This is a genomic window from Brevundimonas halotolerans (assembly GCF_003730275.1).
Taxonomy (GTDB): Bacteria; Pseudomonadota; Alphaproteobacteria; order Caulobacterales; family Caulobacteraceae; genus Brevundimonas; species Brevundimonas halotolerans.
Window position 1 is genome coordinate 61,701 of record NZ_QTTA01000005.1, and the last position, 18,354, is coordinate 80,054.

The 18,354-nt window shown below is 67.2% G+C and carries 16 protein-coding genes; 13 read left to right on the top strand and 3 right to left on the bottom strand.

Annotation, left to right across the window (positions count from 1 at the left end; genetic code table 11):
- Nucleotides 1-16 precede the first annotated feature (16 nt).
- From EG854_RS02120 to EG854_RS02140, 5 genes are all read left to right on the top strand, one after another.
- Nucleotides 17-424: a hypothetical protein gene (locus EG854_RS02120; protein WP_241153089.1), complete on the top strand. Its 408-nt coding sequence runs from the start codon at nucleotides 17-19 to the stop codon at nucleotides 422-424.
- A gap of 77 nt (nucleotides 425-501) precedes the next feature.
- Nucleotides 502-2,019 carry a tetratricopeptide repeat protein gene (locus tag EG854_RS02125; protein ID WP_123286089.1) on the top strand — a complete coding sequence of 506 codons (1,518 nt, stop codon included), beginning with the start codon at nucleotides 502-504 and terminating at the stop codon, nucleotides 2,017-2,019.
- 57 nt (nucleotides 2,020-2,076) lie between these two features.
- Nucleotides 2,077-3,720, top strand: coding sequence for a peptide chain release factor 3 (locus tag EG854_RS02130; protein WP_123286090.1), 1,644 nt, complete (start codon nucleotides 2,077-2,079; stop codon nucleotides 3,718-3,720).
- Nucleotides 3,721-3,852: 132 nt separating this feature from the next.
- Nucleotides 3,853-4,362: a YbjN domain-containing protein gene (locus tag EG854_RS02135; protein ID WP_123286091.1), complete on the top strand. Its 510-nt coding sequence runs from the start codon at nucleotides 3,853-3,855 to the stop codon at nucleotides 4,360-4,362.
- A 107-nt stretch (nucleotides 4,363-4,469) separates the two neighbouring features.
- Nucleotides 4,470-5,723, top strand: a complete 1,254-nt coding sequence (locus tag EG854_RS02140) for a hypothetical protein (RefSeq protein ID WP_123286092.1) — start codon at nucleotides 4,470-4,472, stop codon at nucleotides 5,721-5,723.
- A gap of 4 nt (nucleotides 5,724-5,727) precedes the next feature.
- Here EG854_RS02140 and cysQ read toward each other — a convergent pair whose 3' ends face one another.
- The gene (gene cysQ / locus EG854_RS02145) at nucleotides 5,728-6,507 is read right to left on the bottom strand and encodes a 3'(2'),5'-bisphosphate nucleotidase CysQ (RefSeq protein ID WP_123286109.1); all 780 of its coding nucleotides are present in this window, start codon (nucleotides 6,505-6,507) and stop codon (nucleotides 5,728-5,730) included.
- Between the two features lie 86 nt (nucleotides 6,508-6,593).
- On the opposite strand from cysQ, the gene chpT reads away from it, so the two are divergent.
- From chpT to EG854_RS02165, 4 genes are all read left to right on the top strand, one after another.
- Nucleotides 6,594-7,289, top strand: a complete 696-nt coding sequence (chpT, locus tag EG854_RS02150) for a histidine phosphotransferase ChpT (protein ID WP_123286093.1) — start codon at nucleotides 6,594-6,596, stop codon at nucleotides 7,287-7,289.
- Nucleotides 7,290-7,393: 104 nt separating this feature from the next.
- On the top strand, nucleotides 7,394-7,765 hold the full coding sequence (locus tag EG854_RS02155) for a response regulator (protein ID WP_123286094.1): 372 nt from the start codon (nucleotides 7,394-7,396) through the stop codon (nucleotides 7,763-7,765).
- A 34-nt stretch (nucleotides 7,766-7,799) separates the two neighbouring features.
- Nucleotides 7,800-8,621: a CheR family methyltransferase gene (locus EG854_RS02160; protein WP_123286095.1), complete on the top strand. Its 822-nt coding sequence runs from the start codon at nucleotides 7,800-7,802 to the stop codon at nucleotides 8,619-8,621.
- 62 nt (nucleotides 8,622-8,683) lie between these two features.
- The gene (locus EG854_RS02165; RefSeq protein ID WP_123286096.1) at nucleotides 8,684-10,603 is read left to right on the top strand and encodes a M20/M25/M40 family metallo-hydrolase; all 1,920 of its coding nucleotides are present in this window, start codon (nucleotides 8,684-8,686) and stop codon (nucleotides 10,601-10,603) included.
- 6 nt (nucleotides 10,604-10,609) lie between these two features.
- Here the strand turns inward: EG854_RS02165 and EG854_RS02170 are convergent, their stop codons facing one another.
- Nucleotides 10,610-12,157, bottom strand: coding sequence for a bifunctional GNAT family N-acetyltransferase/carbon-nitrogen hydrolase family protein (locus EG854_RS02170; RefSeq protein WP_123286110.1), 1,548 nt, complete (start codon nucleotides 12,155-12,157; stop codon nucleotides 10,610-10,612).
- Nucleotides 12,158-12,296: 139 nt separating this feature from the next.
- Here EG854_RS02170 and EG854_RS02175 point away from each other — a divergent pair, with 139 nt between their 5' ends.
- Entirely contained in the window at nucleotides 12,297-12,470 is a 174-nt protein-coding gene (locus tag EG854_RS02175) for a DUF1328 domain-containing protein (protein ID WP_123286097.1), read from the top strand.
- Nucleotides 12,471-13,518: 1,048 nt separating this feature from the next.
- Nucleotides 13,519-14,598, top strand: a complete 1,080-nt coding sequence (recA, locus tag EG854_RS02180) for a recombinase RecA (RefSeq protein ID WP_123286098.1) — start codon at nucleotides 13,519-13,521, stop codon at nucleotides 14,596-14,598.
- Nucleotides 14,599-14,734: 136 nt separating this feature from the next.
- On the opposite strand, the gene EG854_RS02185 is transcribed toward recA, so the two are convergent.
- The gene (locus tag EG854_RS02185; RefSeq protein WP_123286099.1) at nucleotides 14,735-15,085 is read right to left on the bottom strand and encodes a thiol-disulfide oxidoreductase DCC family protein; all 351 of its coding nucleotides are present in this window, start codon (nucleotides 15,083-15,085) and stop codon (nucleotides 14,735-14,737) included.
- A 170-nt stretch (nucleotides 15,086-15,255) separates the two neighbouring features.
- On the opposite strand from EG854_RS02185, the gene alaS reads away from it, so the two are divergent.
- Both alaS and EG854_RS02195 read left to right on the top strand, forming a co-directional pair.
- On the top strand, nucleotides 15,256-17,901 hold the full coding sequence (gene alaS, locus EG854_RS02190) for an alanine--tRNA ligase (protein ID WP_123286100.1): 2,646 nt from the start codon (nucleotides 15,256-15,258) through the stop codon (nucleotides 17,899-17,901).
- 236 nt (nucleotides 17,902-18,137) lie between these two features.
- Nucleotides 18,138-18,354 (top strand): transposase (locus tag EG854_RS02195; protein ID WP_164461774.1); only part of this gene is annotated, 217 nt, incomplete at its 3' end.

The following is an 18,354-nucleotide window of genomic DNA, read 5'->3' on the forward strand; positions in this document are numbered from 1 at the left end:
TCACAACGGGGCGACCATGACCCCGGTGATGGTGGGTGTGCTTATGCTGTTTCTTCTCAACGACGTTGTCTTCGATCTGGACGAGGCCTCACCGGTCACGCCCGCCGACGCGCGCCGGTTCGAGAAGCTGGGCTTTGACTATCTGCTCGAACTGGGTTGCGAACTGTTTGCCGAAGACCCGCTCCTGCATCGCAACGACCCGGCCCGCGCCCGGCGTCTGGCCTGGCTGATCCACGACCGGGGTCCGGACATCACCGCCGCCCTGTTCGCCGCCCCCGCAGCCGGATGTGATCCGGCGCTGGTCGAGCCGCAGTTCTGCGCCCTTCCGGACGAGGTCCTGGGTCAACTTCATGACCGTGCCCGTCGCGGGAAGCCCGATGCCGTAGCCGTTGATCGCGCTGTCTGGGGTCGCCTCGCCGCCTGAGGTTGCAAACGCCCAAGCTTGCCTGCCCCCCGCTTTCCCCGCTAGCCTGACGGTTCTGTTCGGGGGAGCACCAGATCATGGGCATTATCACACGTCTGGGCCTTGCCCTCTGCGCCGCGCTGCTGCTGGCTGTTACTGCGGCTGCGACGCCGGCCCGCGCCGCCTGGCTGAAGGCCGAAACGCCGAACTTCATCATCTATTCCGAAGGGGGCGAGCGCCCCTTGCGCGAATACGCCACCAAGCTTGAGGTCTACGACCGCTTCCTGCGCATGCGGTTCGGGGTTCCGCTGGACAGGCCCGTGGGCCGCAAACTGCCCATCTACCTGGTGCGCCGCCAGCGTGACCTTGAGCAGGTGCGGCCCGGTCTGGGTAACACCGTCGCCGGCTTCTACTACCCGGGCGAAGAAGACATCTTTGCCGTAGCGGTGACCGGGGACGGCGATTTCACCCTGCTGCACGAATATGCACACCACTTCTTCTTCCAGCATTTCTCGACATATTACCCCGGCTGGCTGGTCGAAGGCCTCGCCGAATATGTGATGACGGCCCGTATCTGGCCCGACCGCATCCAGGTCGGCGCCCATAACGAGAACCGCGCGTCCTGGTTGATGAACTCGTCCTGGCTGCCGCTGGAAGAACTGCTGACCAATCGCTTCGGCGAGATCGAACATGAGCCGCACCGGCTGACCTATTATCCCGTCGCCTGGCTGCTGACCCACTGGTTCATGAGTTCGCCCGAGCGGGTGGTCCAGCTTGAGGCCTACCTCGGGCTGATCCGTCAGGGCGTGGATCCGGTCACCGCCATGCAGCAGGCCACGGGCCTGTCGTTGGCCCAACTCCGCAATGTGCTGCGCGATCACATGTACGGCCGGATCGAGTTGAATACCTATGACATCGATCTGGACATCCAGGTCGAGATCAGCCGCCTGCCGCCCTCGGCCGACGACCTGCTGCTGCTGGGCCAGCGACTGAAGATGCCGATGTCCGAAGAGGACCGCGCCATGGCGCTTGAGGAGTCCCGCCGCATGGCCGCCCGTCACCCCGACGATCCGCTGGCCTTGCTGGTGCTGGGTCATGCCGAGCTGCACATGGGCGACCGGGCTGCAGGCGAGGCCGCCTTCACTCGCCTTCTGGAACAGCAGCCCGAAAACATCGAAGCCCTGCAGTTCATGGCCATGGCCCGCATCGAGGATGCCGCCGACCTGCCGGACGAGCGCACCGACCTCATGAACCGGGCGCGCGGTTATCTGGTCACGGCCTATGGCGCCGATCCCGGCAACTATCTGACCCTGCTGCTGATCGCACGCTCGCGCGACGGCGCGCCGGGCTATCCGAACGACAACGATCTGGCGACGTGGGAGATGGCCTTCATCGCCGCGCCGCAACTGTCGGGCATCCGTCTGGGCGCGGGTCACGCCTTCCTGGCCGCCGGGGACAAGGCGACCGCCATCGCCTTGCTGGAGCCGCTCGCCAATGCCCCGCACGGGGGCGAGGGCGCCGAATCCGCGCAAAAGCTGATCGATCAGGCCAACGGTGTCGTCCGCGAGGATAGCGCCGAGGCCGAGCCGGAGGCCGAAACCGCAGCGGCGGACTGACCCCCTTCCCGGTTCATGGCGTGACTTCACGGGCCGGACAGGCTAACCCCCCGCGCCATGTCGCAAGCCTCTCTCGCCCAGGAAGCGTCCCGTCGCCGGACCTTCGCCATCATCGCCCACCCCGATGCGGGCAAGACCACCCTGACCGAGCACATCCTGCTGGCGGGCGGCGCCATTCGCGCGGCCGGTGCCGTGCGGGCGCGCGGCGAAAACCGCCGTACCCGATCTGACTGGATGAAGATCGAGAAGGAGCGCGGCATCTCCGTCTCGGCCTCGGTCATGACGTTCGAGCATGACGGCAAGCGCTTCAACCTGCTGGACACGCCGGGCCACGAGGACTTTTCCGAAGACACCTACCGGACCCTGACAGCCGCCGACTGCGCCATCATGGTGCTGGATGCCGCCAAGGGCATCGAGCCGCAGACGCTGAAGCTGTTCGAGGTCTGCCGCCTGCGCGACATTCCGATCATCACCTTCATCAACAAGCTGGACCGCGAGGCCCAGGATCCCATGGCCTTGCTGGACGAGATCGCCAGCCGGCTGCAGCTGGACCCCGCCCCCATCTGGTGGCCGGCGGAGAGCGGCAATCGCTTGCGCGGCATGGTCGAGGTCGCGACCGGCACCTTCCAGCCCTATGCCCGCAAGGCCCCCGGCGCGGCTGACGAGCCCGACCACCCCGAGGCCCTGCCGCTGGATCAGGCCGGGGCCTATTTCGAAGAAGGCGAACAGGCCAGCCTGCAGGACGCCCTTGATCTGGTCCGCGAGGGCTATCCGACCTTTGACGTCAACGCCTTCCTCGAAGGCCATATGACGCCGGTGCTGTGGGGCTCGGCCCTTCGCCATTTCGGCATCGAGGCCCTGCTGCAGGCGATCGGCGACTGGGCCCCCGCGCCCAAGGTCATGAAGGCCCGCAAGGAAGCCCCGCCCGAGACCCGCAATGCCCCCGCGCCCGAAGACATCACCATCCAGCCGGGCGAGGATCAGGTGACCGGCTTTGTGTTCAAGGTCCAGGCCAATATGGACCCCAACCACCGCGACCGGATCGCCATGTTCCGCATGGCCTCGGGCAGCTTCAAGCGCGGCATGAAGCTGAAGGTGCAGAACACCGGAAAGTCTCTGTCGGTCAATGCGCCGATCATGTTCTTCGCCTCCGACCGCGAACTGGCCGAGGAGGCCCACGCCGGCGACGTCATGGGTATACCGAACCACGGCGTGCTGCGGGTCGGCGACAGCCTGTCCGAGACCGGCCTGGTCCGCTTTGCCGGCCTGCCGAACTTCGCCCCCGAAATCCTGCAGCGCGTGCGGGTCAAGGATCCGCTCAAGGCCAAACACCTGAAGAAGGCGCTGGACGGCCTGGCCGAAGAAGGCGTCACCCAGCTGTTCCGGCCCGAGATCGGCGCGGACTTCATCGTCGGCGCCGTCGGTCAGTTGCAATTCGAGGTCATGGCCGACCGCCTCGGAGAGGAATACGGCCTCGACGTCATCTTCGAACCCAGCCCCTATGCCGAGGCCCGCTGGATTGCTCCCGCCGAAGGCGCGACCAGGGCCGACGTCGAGGACTTCATGGGCAAATACCGTCCCCAGATGGCCGGCGACCTCGACTCTGACCCCGTCTTCCTGGCCAAGACCAGCTGGGAAACCGGCTACGTCACCGAACGCTTCCCCAAGGTGCGGTTCCTGAAGACCAAGGAACGGGGCTGACGGTCCACAGGGCATCGAACGCCGATCTGTGCCCTCCGAACCACACGGCGCCCGCCCGTCACATCCTGTCATCTGGCCATCGCGGCCAGCTTGCGTCTAGGATCACGGTCGGAGCAGAGGAGAGGGATCATCATGCGCTTTATCATTGCGGCCGTGCTTGCCGCCGTCAGTCTGGGGATGGCCGTTCCGGCCGAGGCGCAGAGCCGCCGGGGCACGGAAGAGGTCTTTTTCGCCCTCACCCATGCCGACCTTCAGGGCATTCTGGCTGCCGAGGGCTATGACGAGCTGAAACAGACGGAGCCCGGCATCTTCAACATCACGGTCGAGGGTGGGTTCAAGATGACCGTCGAGCAGCGGGTCTGCGATGCGGAGGGTCAGCCCGAGGGCTGCCTTGGCATGTCGATCATGGCCAGCTGGGGCTATTCTCCGGAACAGCGCCCGACCCTTGAGGCGCTGGCGAACGAGTTCAACGGCCAGTACAGCATCGGCAAGGTCATCGTGTTCGACGACGCCATCGCCATCGAGCGCTACGTCATCACCGATGGCGGCGTAACGCGCGAGCATGTCTCCCGCGAGATGAACGAATTCCTGAACATTTCCGACGTCCTGGTCGAGAAAATGATCGAGGCCCTCGGGCTCTGACACGAGGGCCGCCGTCCGGTGCGAACCGGACGGGCGGCACTGCGTTTGCTTCGACAGGGTCTGCGGCGGGCGAAGCGTCCCGCGACGGGACGATCGGAGCGTGGCCCATGTTCGAGTTCGGGCGGGATCTCAGGCGGCTTTTTGACGGTCATCAGGCCGATCAGGACCTCGGCTGGCTGGAGGTGGTCGACGTCGATGTGCTGCGCGGCGAGGCCCGGCGTCAGACGGTCGACGCCGGCCGGGTCACCTGTCCGCGCCCGGTGCAGGCCTGGCTGCTGGCCTCGGCCCTGTGGCGCGAGCACACCCGCCGTTCCGGTGCCGCCGACAGCCTGCAGCACGCCCGCCTGACCGCACTGGATGGGCGCAAGGCCGCCCGCACCAACGATGATCGGGCCGAGGCCGTGATGGCGCTGGCCGAGACCATGGTGCTGAGCTTTGACCTGTACGGCGGGCCCGACTCACTCACCCGCGCGCTGAGCCTGACCGACGGGCTGAAGGACCATGCGACCCGGCCCCTGCTGAAGGTTCGACTGACCGCCCTGCATGCCCGCATCCGGGCCCGGCAGGTCCGATCGCCGGACGGGGACAGCCTGCAGGCCATGGCCTTTCTGGATCAGGCCGTTCACGAGCTGTCGCGTCGTCCCGGCCTGCTGCTGGACACGCTGAAACTGGATCGGGCCGCCCTGACCCTGACCTTCGGGATCGAGCGGCGCGACGCGCGCCTGCTGGATCAGGCCGGGCGCGAACTGCGCGAGCTGGTCGACACCTGCCCGGCAGAGCGCCGCCCCCTGACCCGGGCCCGCGCCCTGGCCCTGTGCGGCGCGGGACTGTCGGCTTTGGCCGCGCTGGCCGACAATGGCGAGGCATTGGAGCAAGGCCGCGCCCTGTTCGACGCTGCCTGCGACCAGTTCACGCCCGACCACAGCCCGATGGATTGGGCCGCTGTGGCCCTTGCGCGATCCGCCGCCCTGCCCGGCGCGGCCTGTCTGAGCTCTGATGGCGGCCAATCCGACGTTTTGGGTGGACTGACCCGGAACCGGACCGTGCTGGGGCTGGCCCTCGCCGATGCGGTCGTCGAGGGCGGCGTGATGAAGGCCGAAAGTCAGGGGGACATTCTGGCCCTCGACCGGCTGGCGGCACGCCTGCGCTCCCGGCTGGCCATGGACCGCCCGCGCCCGGTCGCCTGGGCCGTCGACCAGATCGGCCTCGCCCGGGTGGCTCTCGCCAAGGCACGCCTGCTGGACAAGCCCGCCGGGCCTGTCCGTCTGGTGCTGGTCGAGGCGGCGGCTGCGGCACGGGATGAAGGCGCGGACCTGATTGCTGACCGGGCCGATCACCTCCTGCGTCAGGTTACGGACTGACCGATCAGCCGCCCATGGCCACAAACGGACCGTTCATGAAGCCGGGCTTGCCATAGGCCAGCGGCTGGCTGTCCATGTCGAGAACTCGACCGCCGGCGGCCTCCAGCACCGCCTGCCCGGCCGCCGTATCCCACTCTGAGGTCGGGCCGGTGCGCGGATAGACATCGAACCGCCCCTCCGCGATCAGGCAGAATTTCAGCGAGGAATCCATGCCGGTCCAGCTGCCGCAGCCATAGCGGGCGGCCAGCTTGTCGGCCTCGTCATCCTTGAGGCTGTGGCTCAGCAGGGCGAGGGCCTGATCCGGTCGGTCGCGGACCCGGATCGGCTGCCAGGCCTCGCCAAAGCGACGGCGGCGGGCACCCGAGGCATCGCCCACCCAGGTCAGGCCGGTCGCCGGAGCTGAAACGACGCCCGCCACAACCCGCCCCTGATCGACCAGGGCAATGTTGACGCTGAAGCTTTCGCCACCGCGCACAAACCCCTTGGTCCCGTCCAGAGGATCGATAAGCCAGAAACAGTCTGCAGCCTCCCCCGGCCGCCCGTCCGCTTCACACGCCTCTTCGGCCACGGCGGACACGCCGGGATAAAGCCTGGCCAGCTGTTTGAGGATCAGCACCTCGGCCTCGCGGTCGGCCAGGGTGACGGGGCTGTTGTCGGCCTTGGTGATGACCTCGGCATCCGCCCGCCAGTAGGGCAGAATTACCGCGGAGGCCGCCTCGGCGAGGTCGGCCAGGGTTTCGACAAGCTGTCCGCTCTCGAAATCGGACGTCAGGGAATCGTGCATCCCGGCCTGATAGACGATCCCGGCGGTTTCCCGAACCCGCAAATCAGGTCAGCCTTGGTCCACGTTGCTGCCGGAGCCTGCCCCCTATGACGTCTCAAGCCTTCGCCCCCCAATCCGACGACGCCGCCGGGACGACCACCGATCACGACGAAACCGGGCTGGCCACCCAGATCGTCGCCAAGCTCTGCCACGACTTCATCAGTCCCGCCGGGGCGATGAGCTCGGCACTGGACCTGATGACCGACCCGGACTCGGCCGATATGCACGCCGACGCGCTGGACCTGATGCAGCAGAGCGCGGCCAAAATGGTCGCCATGGTCCGCTATGCCCGGGTGGCCTATGGCGCCGCGACCTCGAACCAGAATTTCTCGGGCGACGAGCTGAAGACCACGGTCACCGACCTGCTGGCCGGTGGGCGGGCTTCCATCGACTGGCAGATCCCCGGCGGCGACTACGCCAAGCCGCACGCCCGCATCCTGGTCAATCTGGCCTATGTCGCGGTCGGTGCCCTGCCGACCGGCGGCACCGCCACCCTCAGCGCCCAGCGCGCGGACGGCCATCTGATCCTGACGACCGTCTCCGAAGGGCCCCGCGCCCGGCTGAAACCCGAGGCCGTTCAGGGCCTGTCGGGCGCGGAGCTTACGGACGGCCTGCCCGGCCAGTGGATCCAGCCGCACTGGCTTTGGCGCTCGGTGCGCGGCCAAGGCGGCACGCTACAGGTTTCGACTGACGAGAACCGGGTCGAGCTAGTGGCCCGTCTGCCCCTGTCCACGAACGGTTAAGATGTCTTAACAGCCCTTCCCAACGCCTCGTTAACCGGCAGTTTGCGATCATAGAGACCCCGAGGCCCCCCGGCACCCGACCTGCACCCGAACGGAATCCGACCTTGAGCTCCAGACTTTGTCTGATCGTCGATGACAGCCGCATCATCCGCAAGGTGTCGCGTCGCATCGTCGAGGCCCTGGGCTTCGATGTCGATGAGGCTGCGGACGGGGCCGAGGCACTGACCTTCTGCACAGGGGCCATGCCCGATGTCATCCTGCTGGACTGGAACATGCCGGTCATGGACGGACTGACGTTCCTGCGGCGGCTGCGGACCCTGCCCGACGGGGGGCGGCCCAAGGTGCTGTTCTGCACCATCGAAACGGCGGTCGACCGTATTACCGAGGCCCTGGCTGCCGGGGCCGATGACTATGTGATGAAACCCTTCGACGGAGAAATCCTCCACGCCAAATTCGCCGAGGTCGGCGCCGTCTGACGATGCTGACCCTTGACCTCCACCAGGCCACGCCATGAGCCCCGAAGACTTTGACAGACTGCAGGCCCTGGTCGCGACGCGCACAGGAAACCGGCTTCGGCGGGATCGGCTGAATCTGGCCGAGCACCGGCTGGGCCCGGTCGCGCGCCGGGCAGGCTTTGACAGTGTCGACGTCATGCTGGCCGCCCTGTGGAGCAAGCCGGTCGCCAGTCTGGCGTGGGAGATCATCGAGTCCTTGCTGAACGGCGAGACCTGGTTCCGTCGCGACCGCGCAGCCTTTCGCACCATGACCGAGGAACTGCTGCCGGCCCTGTCGCAGGCGCGTCAGGGGCGCACGCTGAAGATCTGGTCGGCCGGGTGTTCGACCGGTCAGGAGGCATGGTCGCTGGCCATGGCGGCCCTGGACCTGAAGCTGGATGTCGAGGTGCTGGGCAGCGACCTGAACCGCATCGCCCTCGAGAAGGCGTATCAGGGGGCCTATACAGGCTTTGAGATCCAGCGGGGCCTGTCGGCGGCCACCATGGTGCGATGGTTCCAGCCGCAGGGCGAACTATGGACGGCGGCCGATCCCCTGAAACGCGTCGTGCGGTTCGAGCGCGCCAATCTGGTCGACCTGAGCGCAACCGAGCCCGACGACCGCTTTGACGTCATCTTCTGTCGCAATGTGCTGACCGGTATGGAGCCGGCCGCCCGGGCGCTGGTGCTGGAAGGTCTGGAGCGGCGGCTGGTCGACGACGGCTGTCTGTTCCTCGGGGCCGACGAAAGCCTGAACGGCGACAGCCTGGCTTTCCGGCCCGTCAGCGGGCGTCGCGGCCTGCACGTTAAATCCCCGACCTTCCTGCAACGCGCTGCCTGATCCGCCTTACGCACCGCAACCGGCTGGGTTAGGGTCGGGACATGGTCGGTAAGGGGGTGACAATGTCGGCAGCCAGTCCGAGCCCGCGTGCGCGGATCGTCAGGGGCCGTCCGGCGCTGGGCATCCTGCTGCTGGTGTCCCTGCTGCTGGGGCTGGGTCTGGCCGCCCTGCTGACCCGCACGCCCGCGCCCCGTCCTGCGGACGCTGAGGCCTCGGTCTTCTCGGCCAGGCGCGCCATGGTCGACGTCGAGCGACTGGCCCGCGCGCCGCGCCCGCTGGGCACCCCCGAGCACGCCGCGGCCCGGGCCTACCTGCTGGGCCGGATGCAGGCGCTGGGGCTGGACCCCGTGGTCATGGAGGGACCGCTGTCCCCCGGCTCGATCCGGCGGATGGAGCGCTGGGAGCTGTCGCCCGAAGCCGCCGGTTATCGGGTCCGTAATCTGGTCGGCCAATTGCCGGGGCGCGACCCGACCGCCGCCCCCGTGGTGCTGATGGCCCACTATGACAGCGTGCCCGGCTCGCCCGGGGCGGCCGACGACGCGACCGGCGTCGCCGCCGTGCTGGAAGCCGTCCGGGCCATTCAGGCGCGGGGTCCGACCGAGCGCCCGCTGATCGTGCTGATCACCGACGCCGAGGAGTTGGGCCTTGACGGGGCCCGTGTCTTCTTCGGCGACTATCCCGACCGGGCGCGGATCGGCTTTGTCGTCAATCTGGAGGCGCGCGGCGGCGGCGGACGCGCCATGATGTTCGAGACCGGCCCGGGTAACGCCGGCGCAGTTGGCCTTCTGGCCGGGGCCGCCCCGCATATCGACGGCGGGGTGACCAGCAATTCGCTGGCGGTGGCCATCTACCGGATGATGTCGAACGACACGGACTTTTCCGTGCCGCGAGAGCGGGGCATCGCCGGGCTGAACTTCGCCTTCATCGGTCGGGCCGACCAGTATCACCGCCCTTCGTCGACGCCGGAGGCGCTGGACAAGGGCAGTCTGCAGCATATCGGGTCGCAGGCGCTGGAGGTCACCGACCGGCTGCTGCGCACCGAGACCCTGCCGGAGGCCGGACCGGACCGGGTCTATGCCGACGCGTTCGGGGGGGCGATGATCGTCATGCCCGCGCCCTGGGGCTGGGGGCTGGTGGTCGTGTCGCTGGGCCTGCTGGCCTTTGCCGTCTTCCGCAGCCGGACGGCGCTGGCCAGTCTGTTGCGAGGAGCCGTCGATGGCGTCGCCTTCCTGGCGGGGGCCTTTGTTCTGGCGCAGGCGGTGCGGCTGGCGGCGGGGCCGATGCTGCGGCGGGTCGAGTCGGCCGATGTCTATTATCAGCTGCTGGAGCGGCTGCCCTTGATGGAAGTCGCTACCGGTCTGGCCTTGTTCGGGGCGGCTCTGGTGTTTTTGGCGGGGACGAGCGGCAAGCTTCGCATGGCGTGGATGGGCACCGTCGCGGTCCTCGGTCTGCTGGTCCAGCTGATCGGCGGCTGGGATCCGGTCAGCGCGGGCATGACCGCACTGGCCCTTGTCGCCGTCATTCCGGTGCCGCCGCCCGCCGCCAGCCCCTGGCCGCGCTGGCTGGGGCTGATCGGGCTGGTGCTGGTGCTGGGCGCGGTGGCGCAGGCGCTGCTGCCGGAGGCCGCCTTCCTGCTGCTGTGGCCCGGGCTGGTCGCGGTCGCGGCTGCCGCCTTCGTCGCCGCGATCGATCCGGAGCTGAGGCGGGGCCGGATCAGTCTGGTCCCGGTCGTCACGACCGTGGTCGTCGGGGGATGGTTGCTGGCCATGGGCCATCCGGTCTTCCTCGGCATCGGCATGGACCTGCCGGGGATTCTGGCCCTGATCGCCCTGCTGTGGCTGAGTCTGGCGGCGCCGCTGGCGCTGATGACGCCGAACAGCCCGGGCGCCGGGCCGTGGTCGGGCCTGAGGATCATCGGACTGGTGCTGATCGTGGCGGCGGTCTCCGTTTCGGCCTCGGCCCTCGTCTTCATGCCCGGCTGACCCGCCTCAGCCGCCGTCGGTCCAGACGGTCTTGTAGAGATCAAAGCGGCGGTCGCGCAGATTGCGGACCGTGCCCTGCGCCTTGGCCCAGGCGAGGTCGGAGAGGTCCAGGTCGGCGACGGTGATGGTCTCGACATTCTCGGACGCCTCGGCGGCGATGCCGTCGCGCGCAAAGGGGAAGTCGCAGGGCGTCAGGATGCACGACTGGGCGTACTGGACGTCCATGTTCTCGACATTGGGCAGATTGCCGACATTGCCCGACAGGGCGATGTAGCACTGGTTCTCGATGGCCCGCGCCGCCGAGCAATAGCGCACCCGCAGGTACCCCTGACGGTTATCGGTACAGAACGGCACGAACAGCATGCGCGCCCCCTCGTCGACCAGCCGCCGGGCCAGTTCGGGGAATTCGGAGTCGTAGCAGATCAGCACGCCGATCGGGCCGCAGTCGGTGTCGATGGCGTGGACCATGTCGCCGCCCTTGATGTTCCACCAGTGACGCTCGTTCGGAGTCGGGTGGATCTTTTCCTGGGCGTGGACCGAGCCGTCGCGCAGGAAGACATAGGCGACGTTCTGGATGTCGCCGTCGTCGGTCTGGGTCGGGTGCGAGCCGCCGATGATGTTGATGTTGTACTCGACCGCCATCTTGCGCAGGGCCTCGACGAAGCGGGGCGTGTAGCGGGTCAGGGCCTCGATCGATTCCGCCGGCGTCAGCTTCTTCTTTTCCAGCGACAGCAGCTGCAGGGTGAACAGTTCGGGGAAGACGACAAAGTCGGTCCGGTAGTCGGCGGTCACATCGACGAAATATTCGATGTTGGCGATGAACTCCTCAAAGCTCGCCACCTTGCGCGCCTGCAGCTGGACGGTGGCGATGCGGACGTTCTCCTTGACCGCAAAGGCCGAACCCTTGCCCCGCTCCTCGACGAAATAGGGGTTGCGCCAGACCATGTGGGCGGCGTGGCCCATCGAGGCGGTGTCCGAGGCCAGATAGCCCTTCAGCACGCCGATCGGCTCAAAGCCGGTGCGCAGGTGAAAGCCGATCACCGGGTCATTGGCCTTCCGCGCCGAGACGGCGTCCAGATAGGCCTCGGGCTCGGCATAGGTGGCCTTCTTGCGCGCCAGCCCGGGCATGCGTCCGCCAAAAACGATGCCCTTCAGATTCTTGGCCTCGCAGAAGTCGCGCCGCGCATCATACAGGCGCTGGCCAATGCGCAGGCGCCGCCGGTCGGGGTCGACGCAGACCTCCATGCCATAGAACCATTCGCCGATGGGATCGTGACGCGAGGCATAGCCGCCGCCGGTGATCTGCGACCAGGTGTGCTGGCTCATCGCCGTCTTTTCATCGATGCGGAAGCCGGCGGCATAGCCGACGATGTCGCCTTCATATTCGACCACGAACTGGCCGTCGGGGAAGGCCGAGATCTGGCCGCGCAGCATGCCGGTCGTATAGGGCGGCATGGACTTGTAGACCTTGGACACGAGGGCCGCGATGGCCTCCACATCTGCGGCGCGGGCATTGCGAATGTTCAGGACGGCGGGCTTGTTTGTTTTTGTCATGCCCCATCCAACGCGAAGCTTGGCCATTGGATCAATGGGGAAGCGGATTTTTCTTGCAGTGCAACAGGCTGTTTCCGGAACGTCGCCGCCCCGGGTGGCGTTGCGGGGCGATACACATCTTCACTGAGGAGCCACCCCCATGATCAAATGGGCCATCATTCTCGCCGTCATCGCCCTGATCCTGGGTGTGCTGGGTTTCACGGGCCTTGCCGGCGTTTTCGTCGACATCGCCATCATCCTGTTCTGGATCGCCGTCATCATCGCGGTCGCCGTCTTCGTCCTGGGCCTGACCGTTTACAAAAAGGTGAAGTGAGGGGCGCGCCTTCGCGCCCACGCCGAAGCCCCTCTCGCCCGGGGGGCAGAGGATATGGAGAGGTGGGCGGCGCATGGGCCGGGGGCCCGGAACCGTTGCTCCCGTGCTTTCGCCGTAGGGAGCGTGTGTGAGTTTCGGCACCTGGCCTGGCGCCGCCCCGGTCGGTTCACGCGAGCGGTCTGAAGCTCCGGTCTCTTCCGCCGGGACCGGGGGCGCCGACGAACTTGCGCGGCCCGGCTCGTTTAACCCGGTTCGACCTCTTCCAGACGACTCAGCCCGCGACGGGCGAGGCGTCCAGAAACGCCCCGGACCCCGGTGTTTACACCGGGCAATCCCGCTCGACCGGCCCCCGCCGCCGCGTCAGTGCCTGGGTCCCGAGGCGCCTCTCCTGCGGCGGAGACAGCCAGAGGGTTGCACACCGCTGGACCGGGTCGGGAAGAACGGTCCGGGAAACGGTGGGGGTGTTGAAAGGGTTGGGGAATTCGGGGGCGGCTATCCGAGCTGCTGCCCTCAACCCAGCGCTCATCCGTGTCCCCGGCGAAGGAGTTCATCACAAAGGACACAAAGGAGGCACGAAGGACACAAAGGGGGTGTGCCTATGGCTCGGGTTCCGCACGACAGTTTTATCCCTTCTCCCGATGGGAGAAGGTGGCGCGTGAGCGCCGGATGAGGGTCGTTAGTGTCCGTCGGCGACCGCCGTGGCAGGACCGGTGCGACGGCTCACGCCGAAGGATACAGAGAGCCCCTCACCCCCAACCCCTCTCCCGCCGGGAGAGGGGACTTAAGAATGAGGTTCACCACAACGGGTGCAGCGGGCTCGACCCCGTTGTGTCCTTTGTGGGGTCTTTGTGGTCTTTGTGATGAACCCCGCTTCGTCAGACGGCCCCCTACGTCAATCCCGGTCGCACTCGAAAAAAGAACATATTGGCAACCAGAACAAAACATGCACATATGCCGGTCACCGGGAGCGGGCCGGGGGTGGATGTCCATCCCTGTGGCGGGTCTCTCCCGAAGTCGGATGGGAATCATGGCAAGGGAGTCGAAGGCAATGGCACAGGCGGCTTTGAAACTGGTGGGCAAGGAAGACGGCGACAAGGCGCGGGCTCTGGAAGCGGCGCTGGCCCAGATTGACCGGGCGTTCGGCAAGGGCTCGGTGATGAAGCTGGGCAAGGGCGGGCTGGTGACCGAGATCGCGAGCATCTCGACCGGCTCGCTGGGCCTGGATATGGCGCTGGGGATCGGCGGCCTGCCCTATGGCCGGGTGATCGAGATTTTCGGCCCGGAAAGCTCCGGCAAGACCACGCTGGCGCTGCACACGGTGGCCGAGATCCAGAAGGTCGGCGGCGTGGCGGCGTTTGTTGACGCGGAACATGCGCTGGACCCGGTCTATGCCCAGAAGCTGGGCGTGAACCTCGACGATCTGCTGGTCAGCCAGCCGGACAATGGCGAGCAGGCGCTGGAAATCACCGACACCCTGGTGCGGTCGGGCGCGGTGGACATTGTGGTGATCGACTCGGTCGCCGCCCTGACGCCCCGGGCCGAGATCGAGGGCGAGATGGGCGACAGCCTGCCCGGCCTTCAGGCCCGTTTGATGAGCCAGGCGCTGCGCAAGCTGACCGCCTCGATCTCGCGGACCAACTGCATCGTCATCTTCATCAACCAGATCCGCCACAAGATCGGCGTCATGTACGGCTCGCCCGAGACGACCACCGGCGGCAATGCGCTGAAATTCTATGCCTCGGTGCGCCTCGACATCCGTCGCACCGGCGCCATCAAGAACCGCGACGAGGTGGTCGGCAACACCACCCGGGTCAAGGTGGTCAAGAACAAGGTGGCCCCGCCGTTCCGCGAGGTGATCTTCGACATCATGTATGGCGAGGGCATCTCGAAACTGGGCGAGATCATCGACCTGGGCGTCAAGGCCGGGGTGATCGAAAAGGCCGGCAGCTGGTTCTCGTACGACAGCCAGCGCATCGGTCAGGGCCGCGAGAATGTGCGCGAATTCCTCAAGGCCAATCCCGATGTGGCGGCCTCGATCGAAAAGGCCGTGCGTCAGTCGACCAGCAAGATCGACGACGAACTGCTGGGCTCGCCCGAGCCCGACGAGGGGCAGGACCTCGAGGGCTGATCGCCCTCAAGCCGCTCGGCTTTCAGACTTCCCCGGGCGGTGCCTCGCGACCCGCCACCGACCCCGTGACATCCGTCCGGGGAAAAGAAGCCGCTCGACCCCCCGGTCGGGCGGCTTCGTCCGTTGTGGACGGCTGTCAGCGAAACAGCCGCTGCAGGCGCGGGCGCACCTTGAGGAACTGCACATACAGGCGCTCCAGCAGGGCCAGCACCATCCGGTTGCGGGCCATGAGGCCGAAGGGGCGGAGGATCGGAATGGCGCGCCACATGGCGGCAAAGGCGGCGGCGCCGGTCAGCAATTGCCCGTCCTCGCGCACATGAAAGCGGGACAGCATGTCGGCCGGGTCGAGCGGACAGGCCTCGGCCGCGCCCGGCCGGGCCACATCGACGAAGGTCAGGGCACCGCCACGGTCCAGCCGCCGCATGATGCCGATCTCGCGGCGACACAGGGGACAGGCCCCGTCATACCAGACGACCACTTCGCGCATGGACCGACCCTAGTCCTCCTCCGGCCCGCCGTCGCCCGCCGCAATGTCGCGCCCGCCGATCACGCCTCATCGATCACGGGCCACGATCACGGGCAGGTGATGCAATCCGGCGCATTCCTCTGTATGACGGCTGCCTCCCCGTTTCCTCCCGACTGACCGAGCCCGCCCCGATGTCCAGCCTCAAAGAGATCCGTTCGACCTTCCTCGACTATTTCGCCGCCGATGGTCACACCAAGGTGCAGTCCGCGCCGCTGGTGCCGCAGAACGATCCGACCCTGCTGTTCGTCAATGCCGGCATGGTGCCGTTCAAGAACGTCTTCACCGGTCAGGAGAAGCGTCCCTACAACCGCGCGACCAGTGCCCAGAAATGCGTGCGCGCCGGGGGCAAGCACAATGACCTGGACAATGTCGGCTACACCGCCCGCCACCACACCTTCTTCGAGATGATGGGCAATTTCTCGTTCGGCGATTACTTCAAGGAACACGCCATCGAGGCCGCCTGGAACCTCGTGACCAAGGACTTCGGCATTCCGAAGGACCGGCTGATGGCCACCGTCTATATCGACGACGATGAGGCCTTCGACCTGTGGAAGAAGATCGCCGGCCTGCCCGAAAGCCGCATCACCCGCATCGCCGGCTCGGACAATTTCTGGTCGATGGGCGACACCGGCCCGTGCGGTCCGTGTACCGAAATCTTCTATGACCACGGCGACCATATCTGGGGCGGCCCGCCCGGAACGCCGGACGAGGACGGCGACCGCTGGGTCGAGATCTGGAACCTGGTCTTCATGCAGTTCGAACAGCAGGAAGACGGCACCCGCCTGAACCTGCCCAAGCCGTCGATCGACACCGGCATGGGGCTGGAACGCGTCGCCGCCGTGCTGCAGGGCGTGCATTCCAACTACGAAACCGATCTGTTCCGTACTCTGATCAACGCCTCGGAAGAGGCCACCGGCGTGGCCGCCCAGGGTGATCAGGCGCCCAGCCACCGGGTGATCGCCGACCACCTGCGGTCGTCGTCCTTCCTGATCGCCGATGGCGTGACGCCGTCGAACGAGGGCCGGGGCTATGTGCTGCGCCGCATCATGCGCCGGGCCATGCGCCACGCCCACCTGCTGGGCGCGGCGGACCCGCTGATGCACCGTCTGGTGCCGACGCTGGTCGCCGAGATGGGCGAGGCCTATCCCGAGCTGACCCGGGCCCAGGCCACCATCGAGGACACGCTGAAGCAGGAAGAGCTGCGCTTCCGCACCACGCTCGGCCGCGGCATGACCCTGTTCGAGGAGGCAACGCGCGATCTGGCCGAGGGCGGCACCCTGCCCGGCGCGACCGCCTTTGCCCTCTATGACACCTATGGCTTCCCGCTGGACCTGACCCAGGACGAGGCGCGCCGCCGCGGTTTTGCCGTCGACACCGATGGTTTCGAAGCGGCGATGACCGAACAGCGCGACCGCTCGCGCGAGCACTGGAAGGGGTCGGGCCAGACGGCCTCAACCGCCGAATGGCTGGCGCTGCGCGACCGCCTCGGGCCGACCGATTTCATCGGCTATGACGACGTGGACGGCACCGGCGAGGTGCTGGCGCTGGTGGTCGACGGAGCCCCGGCTGAACAGGCACCCGAGGGGGCCGAGGCCGAGCTCGTGCTGGACCGCACGCCCTTTTACGGCGAAGGCGGCGGACAGGCCGGTGATCGCGGCACGCTAAGCTGGACCGGCGGCCGGGCCGAGGTGCTGGATGTGCAAAAGCCCGCGCCTGACCTCTATGTCCACCGTATCCGCATCACCTCGGGCACGCTGAAGACCGGCGACCGGGTCGAGGCCTCGGTGACGGCTCTGGCCCGCCTGACCACCCGGTCGAACCACTCGGCCGCGCACCTGCTGCACGCGGCGCTCAAGAATGTGCTGGGCCCGCACGTGGCGCAGAAGGGCCAGATGGTCGACGCCGAGCGGATGCGTTTCGACTTCAGCCACAACGCCCCGGTGACCGACGACGAACTGGCCCGGATCGAGGATGAGGTGAACGCCGTCATCCGTCAGAACCTGCCGGCCGAGACCAAGCTGATGGGCCCCGATGAGGCCATTGCCGCGGGCGCCGTGGCCCTGTTCGGCGAGAAATATGGCGACGAGGTCCGGGTGCTGACGTTGGGCCACAGCCTGGTCGAGGACAAACCCTATTCGGTCGAGCTGTGCGGCGGCACGCACGTCGCGCGCACGGGCGACATCGCCCTGTTCAAGATCGTCTCGGAGAGCGGCATCGCCGCCGGCGTCCGCCGCATCGAGGCCCTGACCGGAGAGCCCGCCCGTCAGTATCTGGAAGCCCAGGCCCGCGTGGCGCGCGGTCTGGCCCGCGACTTCAAGATCCAGCCCGCCGATGTGCCGGGCCGGGTCGAGGCGCTGCAGACCTCGGTCAAGACGCTGGAGAAACAGGTCGCCGAGCTCAAGAAGCAGGTCGCCCTGGGCGGCGGCAGGGGCGGCAATACCGCGCCCGAGGAGATCGGTGGCACCAGGCTGATCGCGCGGGTGCTGGACGGCGTCGACGGCAAGGGCCTACGCGGCGTGGCCGAGGATTTCCGCAAACAGGTGGTTAGCGGCGTCGTCGCCCTGATCGGCACCACCGACGGCAAGGCGGCGGTGACCGTGGCCGTGACCTCGGACGTCACCGACCGGATCAACGCCGCCGACCTGGCCCGCGCCGCCGTCCTGGCCATGGGCGGGCAAGGCGCCGGCGGCAAGCCAGACTTTGCCCAAGGCGGAGCCCCCGACGCCAGCAAGGCCGAGGCCGGGCTGCAGGCCGTACGGGATGCGCTGGGAGGCTGAACCACGAACCGGAAAGCGGACTCTTCAGGTGGCGGCTTTGGGTGGAAAGCGGACGAAGCTCTCACGCTTCTTTCCAGGTTTTCAGCGCAAGTTCGGACGAAGACCTCGCAAGCTCTGCGCCAGGAAGAAATCAACTGAACATCAGCGAGCTCTAGGACCAATCGACATTCAGGGATTCACGTGAGCCTGAATGCGTGATTCATAGGTCTCCGCTTTGACGGAGGTCTGTGATGGGTGTGAAGCGGTACGAACTGGATGAGGCGCAGTGGGCTCGGATCGAGCCGCTGCTCCCGGGGAAGGCGTCGGATCCCGGGCGGACGGGGTCAGACAACCGCCTGTTCGTGAACGGCGTGCTGTGGGTGCTGCGTTCCGGCGCTCACTGGCAGGACCTTCCCGAGCGCTACGGCAAGTGGAAGACGGCGCACAAGCGTTTCAGCCGTTGGGCCGCAGCGG